The sequence below is a fragment of the Methyloversatilis universalis EHg5 genome (genome assembly GCF_000378945.1).
GTDB classification, from domain to species: Bacteria; Pseudomonadota; Gammaproteobacteria; order Burkholderiales; family Rhodocyclaceae; genus Methyloversatilis; species Methyloversatilis universalis_A.
The window spans coordinates 2,041,077-2,064,958 of record NZ_KB900539.1; the positions used below are offsets into that span (position 1 = coordinate 2,041,077).

The 23,882-nt window shown below is 65.4% G+C and carries 22 protein-coding genes; 19 read left to right on the forward strand and 3 right to left on the reverse strand.

The window, feature by feature from the left end:
- The first annotated feature begins 111 nt into the window (after positions 1 to 111).
- From tsaB to METUNV2_RS0109540, 4 genes are read left to right on the forward strand one after another with little or no spacing between them, the layout of a single operon-like run.
- Positions 112 to 807, forward strand: a complete 696-nt coding sequence (tsaB, locus tag METUNV2_RS0109525; protein ID WP_018229241.1) for a tRNA (adenosine(37)-N6)-threonylcarbamoyltransferase complex dimerization subunit type 1 TsaB — start codon at positions 112 to 114, stop codon at positions 805 to 807.
- Positions 804 to 1,292, forward strand: coding sequence for a ribosomal protein S18-alanine N-acetyltransferase (gene rimI, locus METUNV2_RS0109530; RefSeq protein ID WP_018229242.1), 489 nt, complete (start codon positions 804 to 806; stop codon positions 1,290 to 1,292). Before tsaB ends, rimI begins: the two co-directional genes overlap by 4 nt.
- Positions 1,289 to 2,086 carry a uracil-DNA glycosylase gene (locus METUNV2_RS0109535; RefSeq protein ID WP_018229243.1) on the forward strand — a complete coding sequence of 266 codons (798 nt, stop codon included), beginning with the start codon at positions 1,289 to 1,291 and terminating at the stop codon, positions 2,084 to 2,086. Before rimI ends, METUNV2_RS0109535 begins: the two co-directional genes overlap by 4 nt.
- A gap of 56 nt (positions 2,087 to 2,142) precedes the next feature.
- On the forward strand, positions 2,143 to 2,694 hold the full coding sequence (locus tag METUNV2_RS0109540) for a glycine zipper 2TM domain-containing protein (protein WP_018229244.1): 552 nt from the start codon (positions 2,143 to 2,145) through the stop codon (positions 2,692 to 2,694).
- On the opposite strand, the gene lplT is transcribed toward METUNV2_RS0109540, so the two are convergent.
- Positions 2,695 to 3,960: a lysophospholipid transporter LplT gene (lplT, locus tag METUNV2_RS0109545; protein ID WP_018229245.1), complete on the reverse strand. Its 1,266-nt coding sequence runs from the start codon at positions 3,958 to 3,960 to the stop codon at positions 2,695 to 2,697.
- Positions 3,961 to 4,216: 256 nt separating this feature from the next.
- Here lplT and METUNV2_RS0109550 point away from each other — a divergent pair, with 256 nt between their 5' ends.
- Genes METUNV2_RS0109550 through radA form a run of 3 tightly spaced genes read left to right on the forward strand, consistent with a single transcriptional unit; the run spans position 4,217 to position 7,670 of the window.
- The gene (locus METUNV2_RS0109550; protein ID WP_018229246.1) at positions 4,217 to 5,095 is read left to right on the forward strand and encodes a LysR family transcriptional regulator; all 879 of its coding nucleotides are present in this window, start codon (positions 4,217 to 4,219) and stop codon (positions 5,093 to 5,095) included.
- A 45-nt stretch (positions 5,096 to 5,140) separates the two neighbouring features.
- Complete coding sequence (gene alr / locus METUNV2_RS0109555; protein ID WP_018229247.1) at positions 5,141 to 6,307, forward strand: alanine racemase; 1,167 nt, start codon at positions 5,141 to 5,143, stop codon at positions 6,305 to 6,307.
- Between the two features lies 1 nt (position 6,308).
- Positions 6,309 to 7,670 carry a DNA repair protein RadA gene (gene radA / locus METUNV2_RS0109560; protein WP_018229248.1) on the forward strand — a complete coding sequence of 454 codons (1,362 nt, stop codon included), beginning with the start codon at positions 6,309 to 6,311 and terminating at the stop codon, positions 7,668 to 7,670.
- Positions 7,671 to 7,712: 42 nt separating this feature from the next.
- Here the strand turns inward: radA and METUNV2_RS0109565 are convergent, their stop codons facing one another.
- Entirely contained in the window at positions 7,713 to 8,681 is a 969-nt protein-coding gene (locus METUNV2_RS0109565; RefSeq protein ID WP_018229249.1) for a TerC family protein, read from the reverse strand.
- Positions 8,682 to 8,923: 242 nt separating this feature from the next.
- Positions 8,924 to 10,234 carry a DUF3422 family protein gene (locus METUNV2_RS0109570; RefSeq protein WP_018229250.1) on the reverse strand — a complete coding sequence of 437 codons (1,311 nt, stop codon included), beginning with the start codon at positions 10,232 to 10,234 and terminating at the stop codon, positions 8,924 to 8,926.
- Between the two features lie 214 nt (positions 10,235 to 10,448).
- On the opposite strand from METUNV2_RS0109570, the gene METUNV2_RS0109575 reads away from it, so the two are divergent.
- From METUNV2_RS0109575 to METUNV2_RS0109630, 12 genes are all read left to right on the forward strand, one after another.
- Positions 10,449 to 11,084 (forward strand): GspH/FimT family pseudopilin, encoded by a 636-nt coding sequence (locus METUNV2_RS0109575; RefSeq protein ID WP_018229251.1) that lies wholly within the window; start codon positions 10,449 to 10,451, stop codon positions 11,082 to 11,084.
- Positions 11,081 to 11,548, forward strand: a complete 468-nt coding sequence (gene pilV / locus METUNV2_RS0109580; RefSeq protein ID WP_018229252.1) for a type IV pilus modification protein PilV — start codon at positions 11,081 to 11,083, stop codon at positions 11,546 to 11,548. The genes METUNV2_RS0109575 and pilV (METUNV2_RS0109580) overlap by 4 nt, the downstream gene beginning before the upstream one ends.
- Positions 11,545 to 12,609: a PilW family protein gene (locus tag METUNV2_RS0109585; protein WP_018229253.1), complete on the forward strand. Its 1,065-nt coding sequence runs from the start codon at positions 11,545 to 11,547 to the stop codon at positions 12,607 to 12,609. Before pilV (METUNV2_RS0109580) ends, METUNV2_RS0109585 begins: the two co-directional genes overlap by 4 nt.
- Positions 12,606 to 13,229 (forward strand): pilus assembly PilX family protein, encoded by a 624-nt coding sequence (locus tag METUNV2_RS0109590; protein WP_018229254.1) that lies wholly within the window; start codon positions 12,606 to 12,608, stop codon positions 13,227 to 13,229. Before METUNV2_RS0109585 ends, METUNV2_RS0109590 begins: the two co-directional genes overlap by 4 nt.
- A gap of 20 nt (positions 13,230 to 13,249) precedes the next feature.
- Complete coding sequence (locus tag METUNV2_RS0109595) at positions 13,250 to 16,858, forward strand: pilus assembly protein (protein ID WP_018229255.1); 3,609 nt, start codon at positions 13,250 to 13,252, stop codon at positions 16,856 to 16,858.
- A 25-nt stretch (positions 16,859 to 16,883) separates the two neighbouring features.
- Positions 16,884 to 17,366, forward strand: a complete 483-nt coding sequence (locus METUNV2_RS0109600) for a type IV pilin protein (RefSeq protein WP_018229256.1) — start codon at positions 16,884 to 16,886, stop codon at positions 17,364 to 17,366.
- A 113-nt stretch (positions 17,367 to 17,479) separates the two neighbouring features.
- Positions 17,480 to 18,100 carry a GspH/FimT family pseudopilin gene (locus METUNV2_RS0109605; protein WP_026188037.1) on the forward strand — a complete coding sequence of 207 codons (621 nt, stop codon included), beginning with the start codon at positions 17,480 to 17,482 and terminating at the stop codon, positions 18,098 to 18,100.
- The gene (pilV, locus tag METUNV2_RS0109610) at positions 18,100 to 18,549 is read left to right on the forward strand and encodes a type IV pilus modification protein PilV (RefSeq protein WP_018229258.1); all 450 of its coding nucleotides are present in this window, start codon (positions 18,100 to 18,102) and stop codon (positions 18,547 to 18,549) included. The genes METUNV2_RS0109605 and pilV (METUNV2_RS0109610) overlap by 1 nt, the downstream gene beginning before the upstream one ends.
- Positions 18,546 to 19,538, forward strand: a complete 993-nt coding sequence (locus METUNV2_RS0109615) for a prepilin-type N-terminal cleavage/methylation domain-containing protein (protein ID WP_018229259.1) — start codon at positions 18,546 to 18,548, stop codon at positions 19,536 to 19,538. Before pilV (METUNV2_RS0109610) ends, METUNV2_RS0109615 begins: the two co-directional genes overlap by 4 nt.
- Entirely contained in the window at positions 19,535 to 20,074 is a 540-nt protein-coding gene (locus METUNV2_RS0109620; RefSeq protein ID WP_018229260.1) for a pilus assembly PilX family protein, read from the forward strand. Before METUNV2_RS0109615 ends, METUNV2_RS0109620 begins: the two co-directional genes overlap by 4 nt.
- 8 nt (positions 20,075 to 20,082) lie before the next feature.
- Positions 20,083 to 23,454 carry a pilus assembly protein gene (locus tag METUNV2_RS0109625; protein ID WP_018229261.1) on the forward strand — a complete coding sequence of 1,124 codons (3,372 nt, stop codon included), beginning with the start codon at positions 20,083 to 20,085 and terminating at the stop codon, positions 23,452 to 23,454.
- A gap of 11 nt (positions 23,455 to 23,465) precedes the next feature.
- Positions 23,466 to 23,801, forward strand: a complete 336-nt coding sequence (locus METUNV2_RS0109630; RefSeq protein ID WP_018229262.1) for a hypothetical protein — start codon at positions 23,466 to 23,468, stop codon at positions 23,799 to 23,801.
- Positions 23,802 to 23,882: the final 81 nt, after the last annotated feature.

A 23,882-nucleotide genomic window follows, 5' to 3' on the forward strand; every position in this document is an offset into this window, starting at 1 on the left:
GAAACAGAGCGGTCTAACGGCGCATCCGCCGGTGAACTTGAAGTGTCCTTCCGAACCACCGGATCACGTAAGCCCCTACAATCCCGGCCTGAACCGCCATCTTTCCGCCGCATGAAGCTGCTTGCGCTCGAAACATCCGCCGAAACCGCCTCGGTCGCCCTGCTGACCGGTGGCCATCTGCTGCACCGCGAGGGCGGCACGCCCGGTACCCACGCCTGCTTCGTGCTTGGCTGGGTCGAGGCTCTGCTGGCCGAGGCTGGGTGCTCACTGAACGACGTCGACGGCATCGCCTTCAGCGCCGGCCCCGGCAGCTTTACCGGCTTGAGGCTGGCGGTGTCGGTCGCACAGGGGCTGGCGGTAGCCACCGGCATCCCGCTGATCGCGGTACCGACGCTGGAGGCGCTGGCTTATGGCCGCGGAGACGGTCTGCACCTGTGCTGCATGGACGCACGCATGAGCGAGGTTTACAGCCAAGCCTGCGAGGTGAGCGGCGGCACGGTGATCGTACGCGGCGAGGCGCGGGTCGGCGCTCCGGGCGCACTGCCGCCACCACCGGGAGAACTGTCGGCCTGGCAGGCCTGCGGCAGCGGCTTTGCACTGCCCGATGCACAGGCGCTGCCCTGGCTGCAGGCCCTGGCCGCAGTCGATGCATCGGCCGCACCGCATGCGCGTGACGTGGCGCGGCTCGGTGCCCGCATGCTTGACGCCGGGCGCACGGTGGATGCCGCGCTGGCGGCGCCGCTTTACGTCCGCGACAAGGTGGCCCAGACCACCGCCGAAAGGCTGGCCGCGGGAGGCCGCGCGTGACCGATGCCGGCCTGGCCACGACGGCGGTGACTGCGTTCGCGCCGATGCGCGAGCAGGATCTGGATGAGGTGGCGCGCATCGAACGCACGCTGTTCGACTTTCCCTGGACCCGCACCAATTTTTCCGATTCTCTGGCTGCGGGCTATCTGTGCCGGGTGCTGTGGCAGGGCAGGGCACTGGCCGGCTACGCGGTCATGATGTGCGTGCTCGATGAAGCTCATCTGCTGAACATCAGCGTGGCCGGGGCGTTTCAGCGGCGCGGACTGGGCTGGCGGCTGCTCGGTCATCTCGGACGTGAGGCCGCCGGCCACGGCGCGGCCCGCATGTTTCTCGAAGTGCGACCGAGCAACGAGGCTGGTCGTGCGATGTACCAGCGGGCCGGCTTTCTGGCGATCGGGCGCCGTCCGGCCTACTATCCGGCGCTGGACGGCCGCGAGGACGCCATCGTGATGAGTGCCGACATCGATGCGGAGTGGCTGAAATGAGCCGCCACACGTCGCTGCTGCGGGAAATGGGGCTGGCGCCGCTGTGGCGGCTGCGCGCGTCGGCTAATCCGGCCGAACACGCCGAGGCGCCCGTGGTCGGGCAGCCGGCGGAATCTCCGCCGGCACCGGCACAGCCCGCCGCGCCGGATTTACGCCCCGCCGTCACGGCTGCCCGGCCAAGACCGGCCGCTGTATCTGCTGCGGCTGCGCCTGCGGCACCCGTACAGGCGGTGCCCGACGTATCCGGACTGGGCTGGGAGGCACTGGAACGGCAGATCCGCGACTGCCGGGCCTGCGTGCTGTGCGAACGGCGTACCCAGGCGGTACCCGGCGTGGGTGATCGAGAGGCGGACTGGCTGATCGTTGGCGAAGGCCCGGGTGCGGAAGAGGACCAGCGCGGCGAGCCTTTCGTCGGTCAGGCCGGCAAGCTGCTGGATGCCATGCTGGCGGCGATCGGATTGAAACGCGGTCAGAACGTCTATATCGCCAACGCGGTCAAGTGCCGCCCGCCTGGCAACCGTACGCCTGAAGCCGATGAAATGGCGACCTGCCAGCCCTATCTGGAACGCCAGATCGCGCTAATACAGCCGCGCATCATCGTCGCGCTCGGCCGGCCGGCGGCGCAGACCCTGCTCGGCGGCGAGGTGAAGATCGCCGCGGCGCGCGGCCGTCTGTTCGACCGCAATGGTATTCCGGTGGTGGTGACCTATCACCCGGCCTATCTGCTGCGCAACCCGCAGGACAAGGCCAAGGCATGGGAAGATCTGTGCTTTGCGCGTGCCAGCATCGTCTGACAGCGGGCGCCGGTGACCGGCGCTAGCATCGCGCGTCCCTGTTCCGGAGTCCCGAGTTGAATTTCGTCAAGAAGCTGGTGATCGCCGCCAGTCTGGCTGCGATGTCGGCCCCGCTGCTGGCCGACCCACCCGCACACGCGCCGGCGCACGGCTGGCGCAAAAAAAACGATCCGTACTACGTCGGTTACACCGGCCGCACATGGCAGGACGACTTCGGCATACGGGCCGGGCGCTGCAACCGCGAAGCGGTTGGGGCGGCGCTGGGCGGTGTGGTGGGCGGACTGGCCGGTTCGGCGGTGAGCGACGGTGACAACCGCACGGTGGCCATCGTGCTCGGTTCAGCCATCGGCGCGCTGATCGGTGCCAAGATCGGGCGCGATCTGGATGAAACCGACCGCGCCTGCATAGGCCATGCGCTGGAGCTGGCTGAAGGCGGCCGGCAGGTGAAATGGGTGTCCGACGGCGTGACCTACACCGTCATTCCGGGCAAGACCAAGGGCAGCAGCTGCCGCAGTTACACGCTGCGCGGCGAAGCGAATGGCCGCAGTGACAGCACGAAGGGCACCGCCTGCCGCCGTGACGACGGCGCCTGGGTGCCGCGCGGCTGATCAGTGGATGGCGCCGTCGTCCAGCTGGGCGACGTCGTCATGCCGGCGCTGGTTGGCCAGGTGCCAGCGTCGCACCAGCCACATCGTGCCGGCGACGAACAGGCCGAACATGACCATCACCGCATAGACCGACAGACCGGCCGCCAGCAGTGCCGCGTACAGACCGGTCATGATGAGGATGGACAGGTTCTCGTTGAAGTTCTGCACCGCGATCGAATTGCCGGCACCCATCAGCATGTGGCCTCGGTGCTGCAGCAGCGCATTCATCGGCACCACGAAGAAGCCGGCACAGGCGCCGATCAGCACCAGCAGCGGCACCGCCAGCCACAGATTGCCCACCAGCACCATCAGCGGCACCAGCACCCCCATCGCGATGCCCAGCGGAATCACCCGCACCGACGCCCGCAGTGAAATGCGGCGTGCCGCCATGATGGCGCCGATCGCGATACCGACCGCGACCACGCCCTGAAGCTTGGATGCCTGGGACAGGCCCATGCCCAACGCACGGTCGGCCCAGTCGATCACGATGAACTGCAGCGTCGCACCGGCCCCCCAGAACAGCGTGGTCACCGCCAGCGAAATCTGCCCCAGCTTGTCTTTCCACAGACCGGTGAAGCAGCGGCCGAAATCGGACAGCACCACGCCCGGGCGGGTTTTCATCGGCCGGAGCGGAACGCCGGTGTCGGGAATGTAGAGGTTGAACAGCGCAGCCAGCGCGTACAGCCCGCCGACGATAACCAGACTGACTTCCACCGTGGTGTCCAGGCCGGTATCGAGCACAGGCAGGTCGATGGCCAGCAGGCGGGCGCTGATAGCCGGGTCGATCAGCAGGCCGCCCATCAGCACGCCGAGAATGATGGCGCCGACAGTCAGGCCTTCGATCCAGCCATTGGCCACCACCAGCAGCCTGTGCGGCAGATATTCGGTCAGAATGCCGTACTTCGCGGGCGAGTAGGCAGCGGCACCCAACCCGACCACTGCGTAGGCCAGCAGCGGATGAGCCCAGCCGAACATCAGCGCACAGCCGCCTACCTTGATCAGGTTGCTGATGAACATGACCCGCCGCTTGGGCATGGAATCGGCGAAAGCGCCGACGAAGGCCGCCAGCACCACGTAGGAAATCGTGAAGAACAGCTTGAGCAGCGGAATCTGCCAGCCCGGAGCCTGCATGTCCTTCAGCACGTAGATGGCGACGACCAGCAGGGCATTGTCGGCGAGCGCGGAGAAGAACTGCGCCGCCATGATGATGTAGAAGCCGAAAGGCATCGAACGTCTGCGGCCGGAGCTGCAAGCCGGCCGGGCGAAAAAAGTCCGCTTTTATACCACGAACCCCGTGACGCCCCGTCAGGCGCCCGACGGGCTTTGACAAAGCGTATCTTGTCGCGCCGCAGCATGCGAAAACACGCGGAATGCGGCTTAGACTCGCCGCATTTTCGTTCACCGTTGAAGCCCGACTTGGTCTATAACCACGAGGGCAGGTGTCACTTATAAAGAGGGAAAAATGCCCGACCGGAGGCTGGAGGTGTTTCACGCAGCGGCAAGCCAGCTGTCGTTCACGCGCGCGGCCGAACTGCTGCAGATGACCCAGCCCGCGGTCACTTTCCAGATCAAGCAGCTGGAAGAGCATTTCGGCACCCGCCTGTTCGAGCGCGCCCACGGCCGCGTATCGCTGACGCCCGAAGGCGACAGGGTGAAGGATTACGCCACGCGCATCCTCGACCTGTTCGCCAGCCTGGAGAACGAACTGCAGGCCATGGCCACCGACCTGCGCGGCCACCTGCTGATCGGTGCCACGCCTACCGTGGCCGAGTATCACTTGCCGCCGGTGCTGGCCGAATTCCGCATCGCGCATCCGAACGTGGTACCGCGGCTCACGGTCGATAACCCGGACGTGATCGAGGACATGGTGGACGAGCGGGTGCTCGACATCGGTATCGTCGAAGGTCTGGGGCGCGGTGGTTCGCAGGTGATGGTGGAGCACTGCGCCGAGGACGAACTGGTGATGGTGTGTTCGCCGGATTTCCCGCTGGCCCAGCACAAGGAAGTGACGCCGGAACACCTGCTGCAGCACCCCTGTGCAGGTCGCGACGCCGGCAGCGTGCGAGCTCTGCTGGAGAACTACCTTTCGCGCGGCGGCGTCGACCCGGCCAAGCTGCCGCTGGCGTTCGAACTGGACCGGCTGTCATCGGTGAAAGGTGTACTGGAGCGTGGCCTGGCGTACGCCATCCTGTCGCGAGCAGCCATTCGTCATGAAACCAGTCTGGGCCTGCTGGTCGCGGTGCCGCTGCGGCCGCGGCTGATCCGGCACATGACGCTGCTGTACCCGTCCGAACGCTTCCGTACCTACATGGCGAAACAGTTCGGACAGTTCGCCGCGGAGCGGCTGTCGCAGCCCAGATAGTACAATCCGGGGCTTCGCAGCCAGCAGTTCCCCCGAAGCCCCTTCATGTCGCGCCCGTCCTTCACCGAATCCTTTCCGCTGTTCCGTCCCATCCACGCACGCATCGATTTCGATGCGCTGCGCCACAACTACCTGCGCACCCGCGATCTGGCCGGTGGCGCGAAGATGTGGGCAGTGATCAAGGCCAATGCCTACGGTCACGGCATCATGCGCATCGCGCGCGGACTGGCCACGCTGGCCGATGGCTTCGCGCTGCTCGATCTGGAAGACGCGGTCCGCCTGCGTGAAGCCGGCATCAGCCAGCCCATCCTGCTGCTCGAAGGTTTCTTCAGTGCGCGTGACCTGCCGGAAATCGCGGCTCGCCATCTCTCGACCGTAGTGCACACCGCGGAACAGCTCGACTGGCTGGAATCCGCGCAGTTGCCGGCTGGCGCGCGCATACCGCTGTTCCTGAAAGTGAATACCGGCATGAACCGGCTGGGCATTACGCCGGCCCAGGTGCCGGCTGCGCTGGCCCGATTGCGCGCCTGGCCGCACGCCGGACAGATCGGGCTGATGACGCATTTCGCCGACGCCGACGGCGAGCGCGGCGTGGAATCGCAGCTGGCGCGCTTCGCGCCGCTGGCCGCGCAGTTCGACGGCCCGGTATCGATGGCCAATTCGGCCGCGCTGCTGCGCTTTCCGCAGACTCATGCGGACTGGGTGCGGCCTGGCATCCTGCTGTACGGCGCCAGCCCGGCGACCGCACACATGACCGCCTCTGACATCGGTCTGAAGCCGGTCATGCGTTTCGAGGCCCGGGTCATCGCGGTGCAGCAGCTGCAGCCGGGTGACCGGGTTGGCTACGGCGGCCTGTTCGCCGCCGAGCGCTCGATGCGCATCGGCACCGTGGCCTGCGGTTATGCCGACGGTTATCCGCGGCACGCGCCCAGCGGCACGCCGGTGGCGGTGGATGGCGTACGCAGCCGGCTGGTCGGCCGGGTATCGATGGACATGATCGCGGTGGACCTGACCGATATTCCGCAGGCCGGCCTGGGCAGCGTGGTCGAACTGTGGGGCGAACACGTGTCGCTGGACGAGGTCGCGCAGCGCGCTGGCACCGTCAATTACGAGCTGGTGTGCGCGCTGGCACTGCGGGTGCCGGCGGTCGAGGTGGGCGTGGCCGACCTGTCCGAAGCCGAGCCGCAGCCGGCAGTCGCTCTGGCACGCTGACGTGGCGAAGGCGAAAACCCAGTACGTCTGCAACGAGTGCGGCGCGGTCAGCCCGAAGTGGGCTGGCCAGTGCGCCGACTGCAAGGCCTGGAATTCGCTGGTCGAAACCGTGCCGGAGCAGGGCGGTGGCGGCCACCGTTTCGCTTCGCTGGCCGGGACCGCCAAGGTGCAGTCGCTGGCCGACATCCGGCCGCGCGAGGAACCGCGCCTGCCGACCGGGCTGGACGAATTTGACCGCGTGCTCGGCGGCGGTCTGGTGCCCGGCGGGGTGGTACTCATAGGCGGCGACCCGGGCATCGGCAAGTCGACGCTGCTGCTGCAGGCACTGGCCCAGCTCGCGCCGCGGGTACCGGCGCTCTACGTCACCGGCGAGGAATCGGGCGAACAGGTGGCGCTGCGCGCGCAGCGTTTGGCGCTCGACCCAGCCGGGCTGCAGCTGCTGGCCGAAATCAATCTGGAAAAGATCGGTGCCGCGCTGAACGACACGCGACCGCGCGTGGTGGTGATCGATTCCATCCAGACCGTCTATTCCGAACAGCTCACCTCGGCGCCCGGTTCGGTCGCCCAGGTGCGCGAATGCGCGGCCCAGCTCACGCGAGCCGCCAAGCAGGCCGGGCACAGCCTCATCCTGGTCGGCCACGTGACCAAGGAAGGCACGCTGGCCGGGCCGCGTGTGCTGGAACACATCGTCGATACCGTGCTGTATTTCGAGGGCGAAACCGGCTCCAGCTTCCGTCTGGTGCGCGCATTCAAGAACCGCTACGGCGCGGTCAATGAACTGGGCGTGTTCGCGATGACCGAGCGCGGTCTGCGCGGCGTGTCCAACCCGTCGGCGCTGTTCCTGTCGCAGCATGCGCAGCCGGTGCCCGGTGCCTGCGTGCTGGTGACTCAGGAAGGCACACGCCCGCTGCTGGTGGAAATACAGGCGCTGGTCGACAGCGCCCACGGTAATCCGCGCCGGCTCACCGTCGGTCTGGATTCGGCGCGGCTGGCCATGCTGCTGGCGGTGCTGCACCGGCACGCCGGCGTGACATGCGCCGATCAGGACGTGTTCGTCAATGCGGTGGGCGGGGTGAAGATCGGCGAGCCGGCCGGTGATCTGGCGGTGCTGCTGGCCATCGTGTCCTCGCTGAAGAACCGGCCGCTGCCGGCCAAGCTGGTGGCCTTCGGCGAAGTCGGTCTGGCCGGGGAAATCCGTCCGGCACCGCGCGGACAGGAAAGACTGAAGGAAGCCGCCAAGCTCGGTTTCACCCACGCGCTGATCCCGAAGGCGAATGCGCCCAAACAGGCGATCGACGGTCTTACCGTCATTCCGGTCGAGCGCATCGAAGAAGCGTTCGCGCGGCTGCGCGAACTGGACTGAGGCCGCTGCGGCAGGCCCGCTCGGGCCCGCCGCGCATTCAGATCAGCCCCTGGGCGCCGGGTGCTCCGCACGCGCTGTTCTGCGCAGCGACAGCCACACCGAGCCACCGATCAGCGCAGCCACCACCAGCAGCGACAGCCAGATCGGAATCTTCACCAGATCGATCAGCAGCATCTTGCTGCCGATGAAGACGAGCACCGCGGCCAGACCGTATTTCAGCAGCGAGAAGCGGTCAGCCATGCCGGACAGCAGGAAGTACATCGCACGCAGGCCCAGTATCGCGAACACGTTCGACGTGAGCACGATGAAGGGGTCGGTGGTGATGGCGAAGATGGCCGGAATCGAATCCACCGCGAACACCACGTCCGACAGTTCAACCAGCACCAGCACCAGGAACAGCGGGGTGGCGTAGCGCACACCGTCACGCAGCACGAAGAAGCGCTCGCCCTCAAGCTCCGGCGTCACTTTCATGTGACCGCGCAGCCAGCGCAGCACCGGGTTCTTTTCCAGATCAGGCGCGTGATCGGCGAACCACGCCATCTTGATGCCGGTCACCAGCAGGAAGGCGCCGAACAGGTAGAGCACCCAGTGGAAGCGCTCGATCAGCCAGGCACCGCCGAAAATCATGCCGGCCCGCATCACGATGGCACCGATCACGCCGTAGATGAGCACCCGCTTCTGCAGCTCCGCCGGGATGGCGAAGTAGCTGAACAGCATCAGCCACACGAATACGTTATCGACCGCCAGCGATTTCTCGATCAGGTAGCCGGTAATGAATTCAAGCGTGCGTTCATTGGCGGCTTCGCGACCCAGCTGACCGTCCAGCGTCCACCACAGGAAGGTGGCAAACAGCATGGCCACGCTGACCCAGATGAGGGACCAGACGCCGGCCTCGCGAAAGCTCACCACATGTTTCTTGCCGCCGCCGACCAGGAAGAGGTCGATGAACAGCATGCCCAGAACGACGGCCGAAAAGGCCGCCCACATCCAGCCGGTTGCAACGGTTTCCATCAGATCGAATCTCCGTCGGATCAAAGAAAAAAGGCCTTGTGTCCGCGCGCACACAAGGCCTTCCTTTGTCCGGAGTCGACCTTGCCGTCACGGCAAAGGTCTTGCTCATCCGCATTGTGCGGACCCGCATGCCGGAAGCTGATGCTTCGTAATGACGACAGGCGGCGTGGAGCTACTCCCCTTCTGGATGCGGATCATGACAGGCGAAGCGCCGGGTCGCTGTCGGCGCCGTCCTACACGCGTCAGTGGGCGCCTTCTTCCGCTGCCAGCTTGTGCCGCATCCTGCGCAGGCCGAGCGCTGCCAGGCCGGCGATAAGCGGGATGGACACCGCCGTCAGTATTTCCGGATTCAGCGGCAGCGCGTACTTGGCGCCCTTGGCCAGGTACTGCACCAGTTGCGAAGCGTAGTAGGTGATTGCGACGATGGACAGGCCTTCCACCGTTTCCTGCAGCCGCAGCTGCAGTTTGGCGCGGCGGTTCATCTGCGCCAGCAGTTCCTGGTTCTGCCGCTGCAGTTCGATGTCCACCCGGGTGCGCAGCAGCTGCGAATTACGGGCCACACGGCCGGACAGGTCTTCCTGTCGGCGGGCGATCGCCTCGCAGGTCGAGATTGCTGGCGTGAGTCGCCGGTCCATGAATTCACCCATGGTCGGAAAGCCTTCGATGCGCTGCTCGCGCAGTTCGGCGATGCGACTGCGTACCAGGCGGTAATAGGCCTGGGCCGCGCCGAAGCGGTAGGTGGTGCGCGCCACCGAATGTTCGACTTCGGCGGCCAGGCGGGTCAGGTGTGACAGCACGCTGCGCTCGTCCTCGGCGCTCGATGCATTGCCCATGCCGTCCATCAGGTTGGCCAGTTCGCCTTCGGCGCGGCCGAGCAGGCGGCCGACGTCCTTGGCTACGGGGAAGGCGAGCAGGGCGATTACGCGGTAAGTCTCGATTTCGAGCAGGCGCTGCACGGTACGGCCGGCCTGACGCGGCGTGAGCCGCTCGTCCAGCACCGTGTAGCGCGACCAGCCGTCGGTCAGCACGAAGTCGGTGAAGACCCACGCTGCGCCGTCGGACACCTGGGCACCGACCGCCTGGCGACCGCTGGCGACCAGACGGTCCATCACCACGCGCGGCGGCAGGTCGGCGGTCGAACGCAGTTCGATGTGCGTAGCCACCATGAGCTGACCGGGCAGGGCGTCGAACCAGACGGTGGGTACAGCGGCCAGCGCACCACGACTGCAGTCCTCGTCTGCAGCCGGCGCGCGGAAGAAGGCGTAGCTCGAGAACTCGTTGTGGCGCTCCCACTTGAGCCGGAAGTCGCCCACGTCCAGCTGCAGGTGCCCGCCGTCGGACTGCGGCAGCGGGCGCGCGTAGGCGTCGGCCAGCGCTTGCAGGTGGCGCAGTTCGTCGTCCTCGCTCAGACCGTCGTGCATCAGCGCGACATAGGACACCAGTTGCGGATGGCTGACCGGAACCGGCGGCCGGGCGTGCACCTCGTTGTTCAGCTTGTAGCGCAGCGGGTGTTCGACCGGGCGGTGCGTGGGGGCGGGCGTGGACGACGACATGAAGCGACCGGGTGAATGAAAGTAAGAACCTTCATTGTGCAGGAGGCAGGCGTGCTTCGGGCACTGCGACAGCGGGCGTGACGGAATTCACGCCCTGCCCGGTTGCAGCTGCCGTCCGCCGGCTGATGCCCGCCGTTCGTCCTGCATGGGTCGAGATTGAACGGGCATTGATTTAACCTCGATTTACATAATTCCCTGAACCGCGTTCACTTCCATGACAGACGCTAGGACCTCACAGCAGGGCTTTTCGCTGATCGAACTGCTCATCGTGGTTGCGCTGCTCGCCATCCTCGCCGCGATGGCCATGCCGTCATTCCAGGGTTTCATCGCGTCGAACCGTCTGACCGCTGAGTCGAATGAAATGCTGGCCGGCCTCAACCTGGCCCGCTCCGAAGCGGTGCGCATCCAGCGGCGCGTCATCCTGTGCCGGGTCGCCACAGCGGGTCTCACCTCAACCTCCGGCTGCGTGACCACCGCGGACGGTGCGCCCTGGCAGGGCTGGGCGGTGTTCGTGGACAACGATTCGGACGGCGCTTACGACGTCGGCGAAACCATTCTGCGCACGCAGACGATTACCGCGAACGGGTTGGTATTTGCGTCGGACGCCGGCCTGGGCACTGCCGGCAACCGCATCGTGTTCAGACCGGACGGGCTGGCCAGGGCCGTGGATGCCGTGGCATTGCAGGCAGCCCAGATTACGGTGTGCGACAGCAGTGGCGTACTGGCCGGCGAGAACGCACGCATGGTGGCTCTGCAGTCCGGCAGCCGGGTGGCGGTCACGCGGGCGACGATCAGCAACTGCGGCGTCGTGCCCGAGCCGGCGACGTCATCGACGGAGAGCACGATATGAGGACAGGGCGGACCGAGTGCGGGCGCGATACGCAACAGGGCGTTTCGCTGATCGAGGTACTGGTGGCGCTGTTCGTGCTGGCGTTCGGCATGCTCGGCATCGCCGGCATGCAGACCATGGCGATGAAAGCCAACCAGAGTGCGTTCGAGCGCAACGCGGTGGTCATTTCCGCCAATTCGATTGCCGAGCGCATGCGCAGCAACCAGGCCGCAGCACGCAGCGGCAGCTATAACCGCACCATGCCGACCGGTGCATGCACCGCGCCCTCCGGCACCGACCGGGTGTCGACGGATATCCAGAGATGGCTGGGCGAACTGAACCAGAACCTGGCCGGCAGCGGCGCCTGCGGCGCCATCAACTGCGCCGGAACGCCGGCGGCCTGCCGCATCACCTTGCGCTGGGACGACAGCCGGGTGGCCAACGGCGGCGCTTCGCAAACCTTTGAAGTGGACGTGCGGATATGAAGCGTACCGTTCGCAGCCAGACCGGCGTGTCGCTGGTCGAAGTGCTGGTCGCACTGGCGCTTGGACTGGTGATATCGGTCGGCGCCATTTCTGTCGTGATGGGCAACCGCCAGGCCTATCGGACCACCGAGTCGCTGGCGCGGGTGCAGGAAACCACCCGTGTCGCCTTCGACCTGATGTCGCGCGATCTGCGGTCCGCCGGCATCAATGCCTGCAGCGGTGGCGTGCGGGTGATGAATCTGCTGAACACGCCGACCACCCGCTGGTGGTCTGACTGGACCGGCGGCCTGCGCGGATTCAATGACACCGATGCCGCCGGTGCGGTCGCCATCGGTACTGCAGTGGGGCAGCGCGTAAACAATACCGACGTGATACAGATCATGCGCGGTGCATCGGATGCGTTGCCGGTGCGGGCCCATAACTCGACTGCCGCGTCGGCCACCATCGGCAGCCTGAGCGTCCCGGCAACCTCGATCGCGCTGGAGCGCCCGAATGGCCAGGCGCATGCCTTTGCGCCGGGCGATCTGCTGGTGGTGTGCGACTACGAGGACACGACGATTTTCCAGGTGTCGGCCATCGATGCGGCATCGAATTCGGTCGCACACGCGGCAAACACCGGTTCGCCCGGCAACTGCGGCATCAAGATGGGCTTCGGCAGCAGTTGTGCCGCAGCACCGGTGCGGGCCTTCGTACCCGGTTCGTCGGTCATGCGCTTCGAGCCGGTCGCGTGGTTCGTCGGCAACAACGGGCGTACCGGCACGCAGAGCAGCCCAACCTCCCTCTACCGCATCAGCGTGCGCGGCAATGGCACTGGCACTGCTGCTCCGGTGGTGGAAGAGGTGGTCGAAGGCGTGCGCGACATGCAGGTGACCTATGTGCTTGGAACGCAGTACCTGACGGCCAACCAGATCACCTCGATTCCTAACTGGGAACTGGTGACCGGCGTCGAGATACAGCTGGTGATCGAGTCGCCGGAAAGCGGCACCACATCTGGTGCGGCGACAAACCGGCTTACCCGCACGCTCATCCACATGGTCAATCTGAGGAACCGGGTGCCATGAAAGCCCAACATTTCCCGCACTTCAGCCGGCAGCGCGGCGCCACGCTGCTGATCGCCCTGGTGCTGCTGGTGGTGATGACGCTGCTCGGCCTGTCCAGCATACGCAGTACCAGCATGCAGGAACGCATGGGCGCCAACCTCTATGATCGCAGCCTGGCTTTTCAGGCGGTCGAGTCGGCGCTGCGCGAGGCGGAGGGCACGATCACCATCAACACCGCCGTAACCAATGCGAGCGGGCTGTACTGCCCGCCCAATGGCGTGCCGCCCTCATGTGCGATACCCGGTCCGTCAGCCACCCAGAGCACGCCGGCAGAGGGCGCGACCTCGCCCACCGGTGCGCCCGAAGTCACCTTCGTCGAACGCTGGAAGGATGGCACCACGCAGTGGGCTGCTGCCTCGACCTGGTGGAACAGCGTGGACAGTTCGATGAAAGCGCGTCTGGGCGGCACCAACCGCCGGCCGGAATACATCATCGAGTACATGGGCGAATCGGAAGACGGCACCGGCTGCGGCCGCCGCAACGAAACCAGCTGCCGTGGACCGCGCTACCGGGTGACCGCCCGCATCCCGCCGGTCGATGGCCTGCCCAACGTGGTTCTTCAGACCAGCTTCCGGCCCTGATCATTTCGGAGCACACCAGCATGACGCACACACGCAAATTCGCAGGCAGTGCCCGCCGCCGGCTGCATGCCGCGCTGCTCGTGGCATTCTCGACAACGCTGCCGGTGCAGGCGGCGACCGACATATCGAATCAGCCTCTGGTGCTGAACGTCACCGCTGCACCGAACGTGCTGATGATTCTGGACAATTCCGGGTCGATGGCGTCGGAAACCCTGCCCGATGACTTCTTCAACGAATTCTCGATCGACTTCGTGCTGAAGCCGGCGTCCGATACCAACGAAGTGGTGCCGGACTATGACGATCTGAACATCCTGAACGTGGCGGGGCGCTCGGCCTGGCTGAACCGGGTGTACTACGACCCCACCGTCACTTACAAACCTTGGACCAAGGCCGACGGCACCGCCTATCCGGCGTCGACGCCGACCGCGGCACCGGCCGCACCCGGATCGACCACGCTGGTCGACCTGACCAGCCAGATCAGTCGCAGCTTCAAGTGGCGCAAGAACACCTCGGTCACCACCTTCTCATTCAGTTCGTCGGCGATTACCCGCAACAATGCCTGCGCAGGCGGTGCGGACAACTGTTCGATGACCTTCTGGCCGATCACCTATTTCGTGCACAAGGGTACGGGTTCCATCTACTCGCGTGCCAATTACTACCGCTATCGCATCCAGGGCACGACCGCCTACCGGAAAGACCTTGCGGACGGTACCGAAGTGACGGTCTCCAGCCTGACCTGGTCCAATGGCATCACTCGTACCGTGGATCAGGAGACGCGCAACTTCGCGAACTGGTACACCTATGGCCGGACCCGGATGAATTCGGCCAAGGGCGGGGTGAGCTCGGCCTTCTCGACGCTGGGGCAGAATTACCGCGTGGGTTTCCGCACCATCAATGGCACTTCCGGCTGGCTCAGCATTCCAACCACCGGCACCTTTTCCGACACCAACCGCACCAACTTCTTCGACAAGCTGTTCGCAGCGTCGCCTTCGGGGTTGACACCGCTGCGCAAATCGCTGCTGGATGCGGGTGAGTATTTCAAGACGTCGGCTCCGTGGGGACCGGACGTGGCCGGTGCTCCGCTCGGCTGCCGTCAAGCCTTCACCATCATGACCACGGACGGGTACTACAACTCGACCAGTGACAGAGACATCACGGCGGTCAACAGCGCGATCGGCAACGCGGACCGCAGCAAGGGTCGGCCCTACGCCGACACCTATTCGCTGACGCTGGCCGATATCGCGATGCATTATTACGACACCGATCTGCAGTCCACAATCCCGGACAAGGTGCCCACCAGCGGCGAAGACCCGAACAACCGCCAGCACATGAATACCTTCGCCGTGGCTTTCGGCCTGAAGGGCACGCTGGATCCGGCGACCGATCTTCCGGCGCTGACCGCGGGCACGAAGTCGTGGCCTGATCCCACCACCAACGATACTGCGAAGCTCGATGATCTCTGGCACGCCACCGTGAACGGCCGCGGGCGCTTCGTCAGTGCGGCGGATCCGACCGAATTCGCCAGTGGTCTGAAGGCGGCGCTCGACACCATCGTTGCCCGCACCGCGTCGTCGTCCAACCTCGGCGTATCGTCCGCCCAGCTGCGCCAGGGCAGCCGCGTATACCAGGCCCGCTTCACCAGCGAGGTGTGGACTGGTGACATTTGGGCTTTCCAGGTCGGCTCCGATGGCAATATTGCGAGCACCGCAAACTGGAAGGCATCGGAACAGATTCCGGGGCCGTCGGCGCGCAATATCTACACCCGCAACGGTACGACTGCGGTCGATTTCACCTGGAGCAACCTGAGTGACACGCAGAAGGCCGCGCTCGGCAACAGCAGTGCGGTGCTCGATTATCTGAGGGGCGTGCGTACCGGCGAGGCTGCCGAAGGCGGCACTTTCCGCAACCGCAATCTGCTGATTGGTGACATCGTGCATTCGTCGCCGGTGTTCGTCGGTGCACCGGACAATTTCGGGTACGAGCGCTACTCCTGGGACGGCGCCTCGACCTATCAGGATTTCCGCTCCCTGCGCGCCAACCGTACGCCCATGCTGTACGTGAACGCCAATGACGGCATGACGCATGGCTTCAATGCCAATACCGGTGCCGAAGTGTTCGCCTACGTGCCGTCGTCGGCGCTGGCGCAGATGAATACGCTGACGCAGCCCAACTACAGCCACCAGTTCATCAACGACGGCTCCATCAATGTGGCCGATGTATACGACGCCAGCGGCAGCGCCGGTGTCTGGCGCAGCCTGCTGTTCAGCTCCACCGGTCGGGGCGGGCGTCAGCTTTATGCGCTCGACGTGAGCGATCCGACGGTGCCGGCCAGCGGAGCGGCCGGGGCGCGGGTGAAGTGGGAGTTCTCGCACAGCGACTTTGGCCGCTTCACCGGCCGGCCGGTGGTGGCGCGAATGAACAACGGCGTATGGGCGGTCATCGTCGGCAACGGTTACAACAGTGACCAGTACAAGGGTTATCTGTTCGTGATCAACGCGCTGACCGGCGCCCTGATTTCGACCATAGATACCGGCGCCTGCGCGACCACCGATTCGCCCTGCCTGAGCAACGGGCTGGCCGAGATCACGACCTGGGACGACGACGACGACGGCGACGTCGATTATGTATATGCCGGTGATCTGCGCGGCAATCTGTGGCGGTTCGACATGACGTCCTCGGTGCCGTCCGAGTGGAAGGCATCGTTCGGTACCGCCGCCAGCCCGCTGCCGCTGTTCCGCGCAGTGGATTCTGCCGGTACGCCGCAGCCGATCACTTCGCGCGTCGAGGTGATGCTGGATCCGTCTACCGGTGTGCGCTGGGTGTCCTTCGGCACCGGCCAGTTCCTGAGCACCACCGACCGTACCAGTCACGCCGTCCAGTCCTGGTACGGCATGTATGACAACTATCTGACGGGTGCTGCGACCAGCCCCGTGGTCGGACGGACCAATCTCGCCGAACGTCGGGTGATCAAGGAAACGACCCAGACCACCGGCACTGGCGATACCGCGACCACGGTGAGCGTGCGGGTCATTTCGGCACCGGGCGACGACGTGGGCGGGCAGGCCGTGACTGACGCCGATGGCGCCTACATCCGCAAGGGCTGGTATCTGGATCTGCTGCCCGAATCGCGTACCGCAGCCGGCGAGCGCATGATCTACGGCGTACAGGCCTTCGGTGGTGCGCTGTTCGCGACCTCGGCCATCCCGGCGGACGATCCCTGCACGCCGGGCGGCTCAGGCTGGCTGATGGGTATCAATCCCTACACCGGCGGCCGGCTGGGCGCCGATCTGTTCGCCAACCGTGCGCAGGTCACGATCACCTCGGGTGAAACGTCCAGTCGTTACTATGTGAGTGCGGTCAGTACCGGTTCCATGCCGTCCAGCCCCATCCTTGTGCGCAACGAGGGCACCGGCGGTACGACCACCGGTGGCAGCACCGGCAATTCGGGCAACACCGGCACCGATACCGGTGGATCGACCGGCGGCAGCACCGGAAGCAATTCGTCCGGCGGCGTCGTGGGCCGTTCGGATGCGTTGGTCAATACATCCGATCTCGGTATCCTGCGCGAGCGCCTGAACCTGCCGGACCGCTTCGGCCGCATTTCCTGGCGCGAACTGATTTCGGACTGATCCCGGACCGTAACGGAAAGCACACATGAACCACTCCCGCACCGCGCGCCTGCAGCAGGGCTTCACGCTGATCGAACTGCTGGTGGTTGTCGCCATCATCGGCATCCTGTCCGCGATCGCCTATCCCAATTACACGCAGTACGTCATCGACAGCAGACGGGCCAGTGCTGCGGCCTGCCTGACTCAGCAGGGGCAGATGCTCGAGCGTTTCTTCACCACCAATCTGACCTACGTCGGCGGTGACGGCGACGCCAACGCAAACGGCACCCGTGATTTGAACGAATTGCAGTGCGTGACCGATCTGGCCGGTTTCTACACGTTTGGCGTGGTGATCGCCAACGCCACACCCCGGCAGTTCGCGATTACCGCTGCACCGCAAAGCAGACAGCAGAGCAATGACCGGAAATGCGGATGTTCGCTTGCGCTGGATCAGGCCGGTACCAAGGGCGCGAGCGGAAGTGCGGCCAGCTGTGCCAGCGCAGCCGGAGTCACGGCCTGCTGGAAGTGATGTCCGCAGTGCCTGATCCGACACACTATTTCACCCGCCGGGCAGCCGAGGGGGCGCTCAAGCTGCAAGGTGGTACGGCCGTAAACCGTTGATCCACCCTGAAAGCGCTGTTCATGACCGGCCCTCGAACCTTGGCGGGCTTCTCGCTGCTGGAACTGATGATCGTGGTCGCCATCCTGTCGGTGATCGCGGCTTTTGCCGTTCCGTCCTTCCAGTCACTGATTTCGCTCAACCGGCTCTCCAGCGAAGCCAACGAACTGCTTGCTGGCCTTGGTCAGGCGCGTACCGAGGCCATCCGTCTGAATCGCCGTACGGTGCTGTGCCGCGCTTCGGTGGCTTCCGGCCAGGTGAACGCTGCCGGTGGCTGCGTGGCGGGCAGCGACAGCTGGGCCGGCTGGATGGTTTTCGTCGATGCCGACGACAGCGGCAGCTACAACCCGAATGCCGCCACCAATCCGGAAGAAGTGATGGTGCGTGCCCACGTGTTCAACGGTACCCAGTTGCGGATTACCCCCAGTGCAGGCTTTGCCGGTGCGGGCAATCGCATCGTATTCAGACCGGACGGGCTGGCGAGGGCGGCGGGCCAGACCACGCTGCAGACCGCCACCCTGCGCATCTGCGAGCCGTCGACTTCGATGCAGCAGAACGCAAGAGATGTCCGGATAGGTGGCGGCAGCCGGCTCAGCGTCAGCCGCATGACCGCTGCAACCTGCACTGTGCCGGGAGACAGCTGATGGCGATGCAGCGCACACAGGCAGGCATTTCGCTGATCGAGGTCATGGTGGCGGTATTCGTGCTGGCCATTGGCCTTCTCGGCATGGCCGGCCTGCAGATGGCATCGCTGCGTTCCAACCAGAGTTCCTATGAACGCAGCGCAGCAGTGCTCGCCGCGTACACCATGATCGACCGTCTGCGGGCCGACGCCACTGCCGCACGTGCCGGCAGCTACAACCTTGCGCTGGTGAACAACGCCTGCGCCACGCCGTCCGGGAGCACTTTTCCGGCGACCCAGCTGGCCGCCTGGTTGACCGAGCTGCAGACCAGCATGGGCTCGTCGGCGTGCGGTGGCGTCACCTGTACCGCCGGCGCGACCGCGACCTGCGTCATCAGGGTGCGCTGGGACGACAGCCGGGTACGCGGAGGCCTGACCAATCAGACCTTCTCGATCGAGGCGCGGCTGTGAGGCGGCCGGGGCAGGCCGGCAGCACGCTGGTCGAACTGATGATCGCGCTGGCCATCGGCCTGTTCATCACGGCCGCGGCCATCGGTCTCATGCTCGGCAATCGTCAGACCTATGACACCACAGAAGGGCTTTCGCGGATCCAGGAGTCGGCGCGCATGGCCTTCGAACTGCTCGCTCGCGACGTGCGCGAGGCCGGTCTCAATTCCTGTGGCGGTGCGCTGCAGTTCGTCAATGTGCTCAACAACCCGACCTCGCTCTGGTGGACCCAGTGGAATGGCGGCGTGCGTGGTTACGGTGGTACCGAGGTGTTTTCCGGTGCGCCCATCGGCAGCGCTGCCGGCCAGCGGGTGAGTGGTACCGCCGCGCTGCACGTGATGCGCAGCGGCAGCCAGCCGCAGACGGTGGCCGCGCACGATACCGGCACCCGCACCTTCACCCTCAGTCCGGGCAATGACGTGCTGGCGGCGGGCGATCTGGCCATTGCCTGCAACTTCAGCCAGGCCAGCCTGTTCCAGGTGTCGGCAGCAAACGCCACGACGGTGTCGCACGACACCGGCGGCACACCGGGCAACTGCAGTCGCGGCCTCGGCTTTGCCGATCCGCCCGATTGCAGCACGAACGGACAGACCTACCGCTTCGAAGCCAATGCGGTACTGATGAAGCTCGAATCGCTGGCCTGGTATGTAGGGAACACCGGTCGCAGCGGCACCACGGCCCGTTCGCTGTTCCGGGTGGCGCCGCAGAACAATGCCGGCACGCTGACGCTGGTGGCGGAGGAGGTACTTGAAGGCGTGATCGACCTGCAGCTGGACTATCTGCTCGAGGGCACCACTGCCTATGTGGCGGCAGCGTCGGTCACCAACTGGAATGCGGTCACCGGTGTGCGCATCCGGCTGCAGATCGAGGAGCCGGACCGCCCGGCCGCGGTGACCGACCGGGTGAGACGTACCATGACCCACGTGGTCACGCTGCGGAACCGCATGTCATGATCAGGCACGCTCCGAAGCGCCAGCGGGGCGTCACGCTGGTGGTGGCCCTGATGCTGCTGATCGCGGTTACGCTGCTCGGTCTGGCCAGCATGCGCGGCACCGGCATGCAGGAGCGCATGAGCGCCAACCTGTACGACCGCGCGATCGCCTTTCAGGCTGCGGAGTCCGCCCTGCGCGAAGCCGAAACGCTGCTCAGTTCGGGCACGGCCGGGCCTTTCGACGGCAGCATCACCGGACTGTTCGGCAAACCCAATCCGTCCGGCAGCGGCTTCGAGAACCGCTGGGAAAACAGCGCGACCGTGTGGGCAGGTGCAACGGTCTGGTGGGCGGCGGCCGATGCCGGTACCCGGGCCCGGGCCGCTGGAACGCCGCAGTACATCATCGAGGATCTCGGAATGTGGCCGTCGACGCCGGACTGCGACACCGTGACCACCATCACGTCTGACTGTCTCAAGCCGCGCTACCGCATTACCGCGCGCAGCGCGCAAGTTGCCGGCCGGCCGACGGTGCTGCTGCAGACAACCTATCGCCCCTGAGGTCCGCCATGTACAAGCGCCTGCTTGCAATCTTGCTCATCCAGCTCACCGCGTGTGTGCTGCCGGCCCGGGCGGTGGTCGATATATCCGATTCGCCCATCATGGTCGGCACCGCTGTGGCACCCAACATCATGTTCCTGCTGGACGATTCCGGCTCGATGCAGTGGGAGGTGATGCCGGATGAAAACCTCTATTACTCCTACTACCTGTTTCCGGTTCCCGGGCTGCTCTATGGCGCGGGGGTCTACACCTCGCAGGTGCCGACCTTCCAGGACAACAACATCCACAATTTCTACGGGCGCTCGTCGGCCAATAATCAGGTTTTCTACAATCCGCAGAACACCTACAAGCCGTGGATACGCGCGACCGGAGAATCGTTCGGCGACGTGTCGCCGACGGCCGCCCCCTACAATCCGGCCGATGCGACCCGGGGTACGCTGAATCTGACCGCCGCGGCGACCCAGGCGGCCTTCTGGTTCACCAATACCTCGAATACCGACCAGAACAGCGCCAGCTACGCCTGCATCCCGCCCTGCAACCAGATCTTTCAGCCCATCACCTATTTCGTCTACAAAGGCACCGGCTCACGCCTGAGTGCCGCCAACTACGTCAAGTACCAGATTCGCGGAACGCGCGCCTACAAGAGAGATCCGGTCACCGCTGCGGAAGTCGAGATCACCAGTTTCGCCTGGCCGAACGGCACGACCCGGAACGTGACGCAGGAAACCCAGAACTTCGCCAACTGGTTCAGCTACTACCGCAGCCGTACGCTGGCGGCGAGGGCAGGGGCCTCCATCGCTTTCGGTCAGCTGGGCACCAATTACCGGGTCGGTTTCAGGACCATCAACGGCAATGGAGAACTGCTCATTCCGACGACCGGCACCTTCACCGGCACCAACCGTTCGACCTGGTTCGACCGGCTGTTCAATACGCCGGTGCCGGCGCTCGGAACGCCCTTGCGCACCGCACTGGCCTGGGCCGGCAACTACTACGAAACCAAGAGCGGTACCGACGATCCGTGGCGAGACAGTGCGTACGCCCAGCCGCTGGCCTGCCGCCAGTCCTTCACCATCCTGACCACTGACGGCTACTGGGGTGACGTGTTCGTGCTGCCGGCCGACCAGAACGCTGACGGCACCGCTGCGCGCCCATATCGTGACACTTACAGCAACACGCTGGCCGACGTCGCGATGTACTACTACAAGCGCGACCTGCGTACCGGCATCGCCAACAACGTACCCACCTCGCCGAAGGACAGCGCAAACTGGCAGCACATGGTGACTTTCGGCCTGTCGCTCGGCACCCAGGGCACACTGAACCCGGACACTGATCTGGCCGCACTCACCGCGGGCACCAAAAGCTGGCCGGACCCGACCGCCAGTTCGCCGGCCAAGCTGGACGATCTCTGGCATGCCTCGCTGAACGGACGCGGCGCCTTCGTCAACGCGAACGATCCGACCGAATTCGTCGACGGTCTTTCGTCCATGCTGGCCGACATCGGCGAGCGGGTCGCATCCAATGGGGCGGTGGCGGCAACCAGCACGTCGATCAGTACCAACACCCTGCTGTTCCAGGCGCGCTTCGTCGGCAACGACTGGACCGGCGATCTGTGGGCCACCCGCTTCAATAGCGACGGAACGCTGGCCACCACGCCGAGCTGGAAGGCGGGCGAGCGGATTCCGGTTGCGGCCAGCCGCGCCATCTACACCTGGTCGGGTACCGCCGGCATTCCCTTCCAGTGGGCCAATCTGACCGCTGCCCAGCAGACCACGCTGGGCAGCTCCGCCACGCTGTCCTACCTGCGGGGCGACACCTCCGGCGAACTGCGCAACGGCGGCACCTTGCGCAACCGCGCATCCATCCTCGGTGACATCGTCAATTCGTCCCCGGTCTATGTCGGTCCGGTCACAGACCTGCGCCTTGACCGCTTCAGCTGGACCGGTGCCGACACTTATCAGACCCATCGCACCGCGGTCGCCTCGCGCCGCGAAATGGTCTATGTGGCCGCGAACGACGGCATGCTGCACGGTTTCGATGCACGCAGCGGCAACGAGCGCTTCGCCTTCGTACCCAGCGCTGCGCTGGCCACGATGAAAACGCTGACCAGCCGCGACTACGCTCACAAATTCATCAACGATGGCACGCCGGTGGTGGCCGAGGCCTATGTCAATGGCGCCTGGCGCACGCTGCTGGTCGGCGCCCAGGGCCGCGGCGGCAAGAGCCTGTACGCGCTGGACGTGACCAATCCGGACAGTTTCGCGACCAACAAGATCATGTGGGAGTTTTCACATGCCAGCCTAGGCCAGATCGTCGGCCCGCCGGTGATCGCCCGGCTGAATGACGGCAACTGGGCCGCCATCGTCGGCAATGGTTACAACAGCGGCAACGAGCGCGCCGAACTGTTCGTGATCAATCTGGCCACTGGAGCGCTGATCGCGCGCATCGACACGCTGCGCGGATCATCCACCACGCCGAACGGGATGGCGGTGGCCGAAGGGGTGGACGTCGACCGGGACGGCGACATGGATTATTTCTACGCCGGCGATCTGCTCGGCAACCTCTGGAAGTTCGACCTGAGCGCCACTACGGCGGCGCAATGGAAAGTGGCTTACGGCACCGCCGCCGCCCCGGCACCGCTGTTCTCCGCCACCAGCAGCGGCGGCGTGGTGCAGCCGATCACCGGTGGCGTCAGCGTCGGTTTCAATCCCAAGGACCGCAAACTGTGGGTGTTCTTCGGTACCGGGCGCTATCTGTCCACCGCCGATCTGTCGACCACCGCGACCCAGACCTGGTACGGCCTCAATGACACCGGCAGCGCGATTGCCAGCCGCAGCGATCTGGCCCAGCGCCTCATCCTGCAGGAAAGCCCGACCGGCGCCGGTGATTCCTACCGGGTCGTGTCCAAGCCCGGAGACAGTTCCGGCGGTGCCGCCATGGGCACCAAGCGCGGCTGGTACATCGATCTGACCTCACCGGTCTCGGGTGCCGAAGGCGAACGCATCATCCATCCGCCGGTGCTGGCGAGCAGTACGCTGTTCGTCAATTCGCTCATTCCGAGCAGCGATCCGTGCGTACCGGGCGGGCGAGGGTGGGTGATGGGCGTCAATCCCTTCACCGGCGGGCGGCAGGAATTCGACGTATTCGATTTCAACCGCGACGGCAGCGTCGATTCGGGCGACCAGGTCAATCTGTCCAACGGCGACGGCACCAGCCGCAAAACGGTGGGCAGCGGTTACAGCACCGACAGCCTTCCGGGCAGTCCGCTGCAGATTGGCAAGCAGCAGGTCGTCGGCGGTTCGGACGGCACCGCGCATACGCGCATCGTGTCAGACGGCCTGCGCTCCGGCCGGGTATCGTGGAAAGAAATTGTCAGGGACTGATGGAACACACAATGAAGAATCCTGGACTCTTCACGGCCTGCCTGTTGGCCGCCTGGCCGGCGCTGGCGGCGGAACCGCTGTCGCCGATCGCCAATCCTTCGCTGTATGAAGAACAGGGTATTGCAGGTCCGGTCGATAGCGCCACCGGCGCAGTGTCGATCGGCGGCAAGCGCTATCGGGTGAATGCCCGGACCGTCATCTTCATCGACGACGGCCGCGGCAACGTACGCCGTGCCGCCAAGGTGACCGACATTCCGGCCAACGCGTCGGTGCGCTATTCGACCGGCGCCGACGGTTCGGTGACCCAGATCTACGTCGGCGGAGGCATACAGCCGTACAGGCCCTGAGGGTTGTGAACGCTTGCAGGATGGCGTCGGGAGGCGGAGTCCGGCGGTTTTCCCGTCAAGACCTCTGATCCATTACTTCTG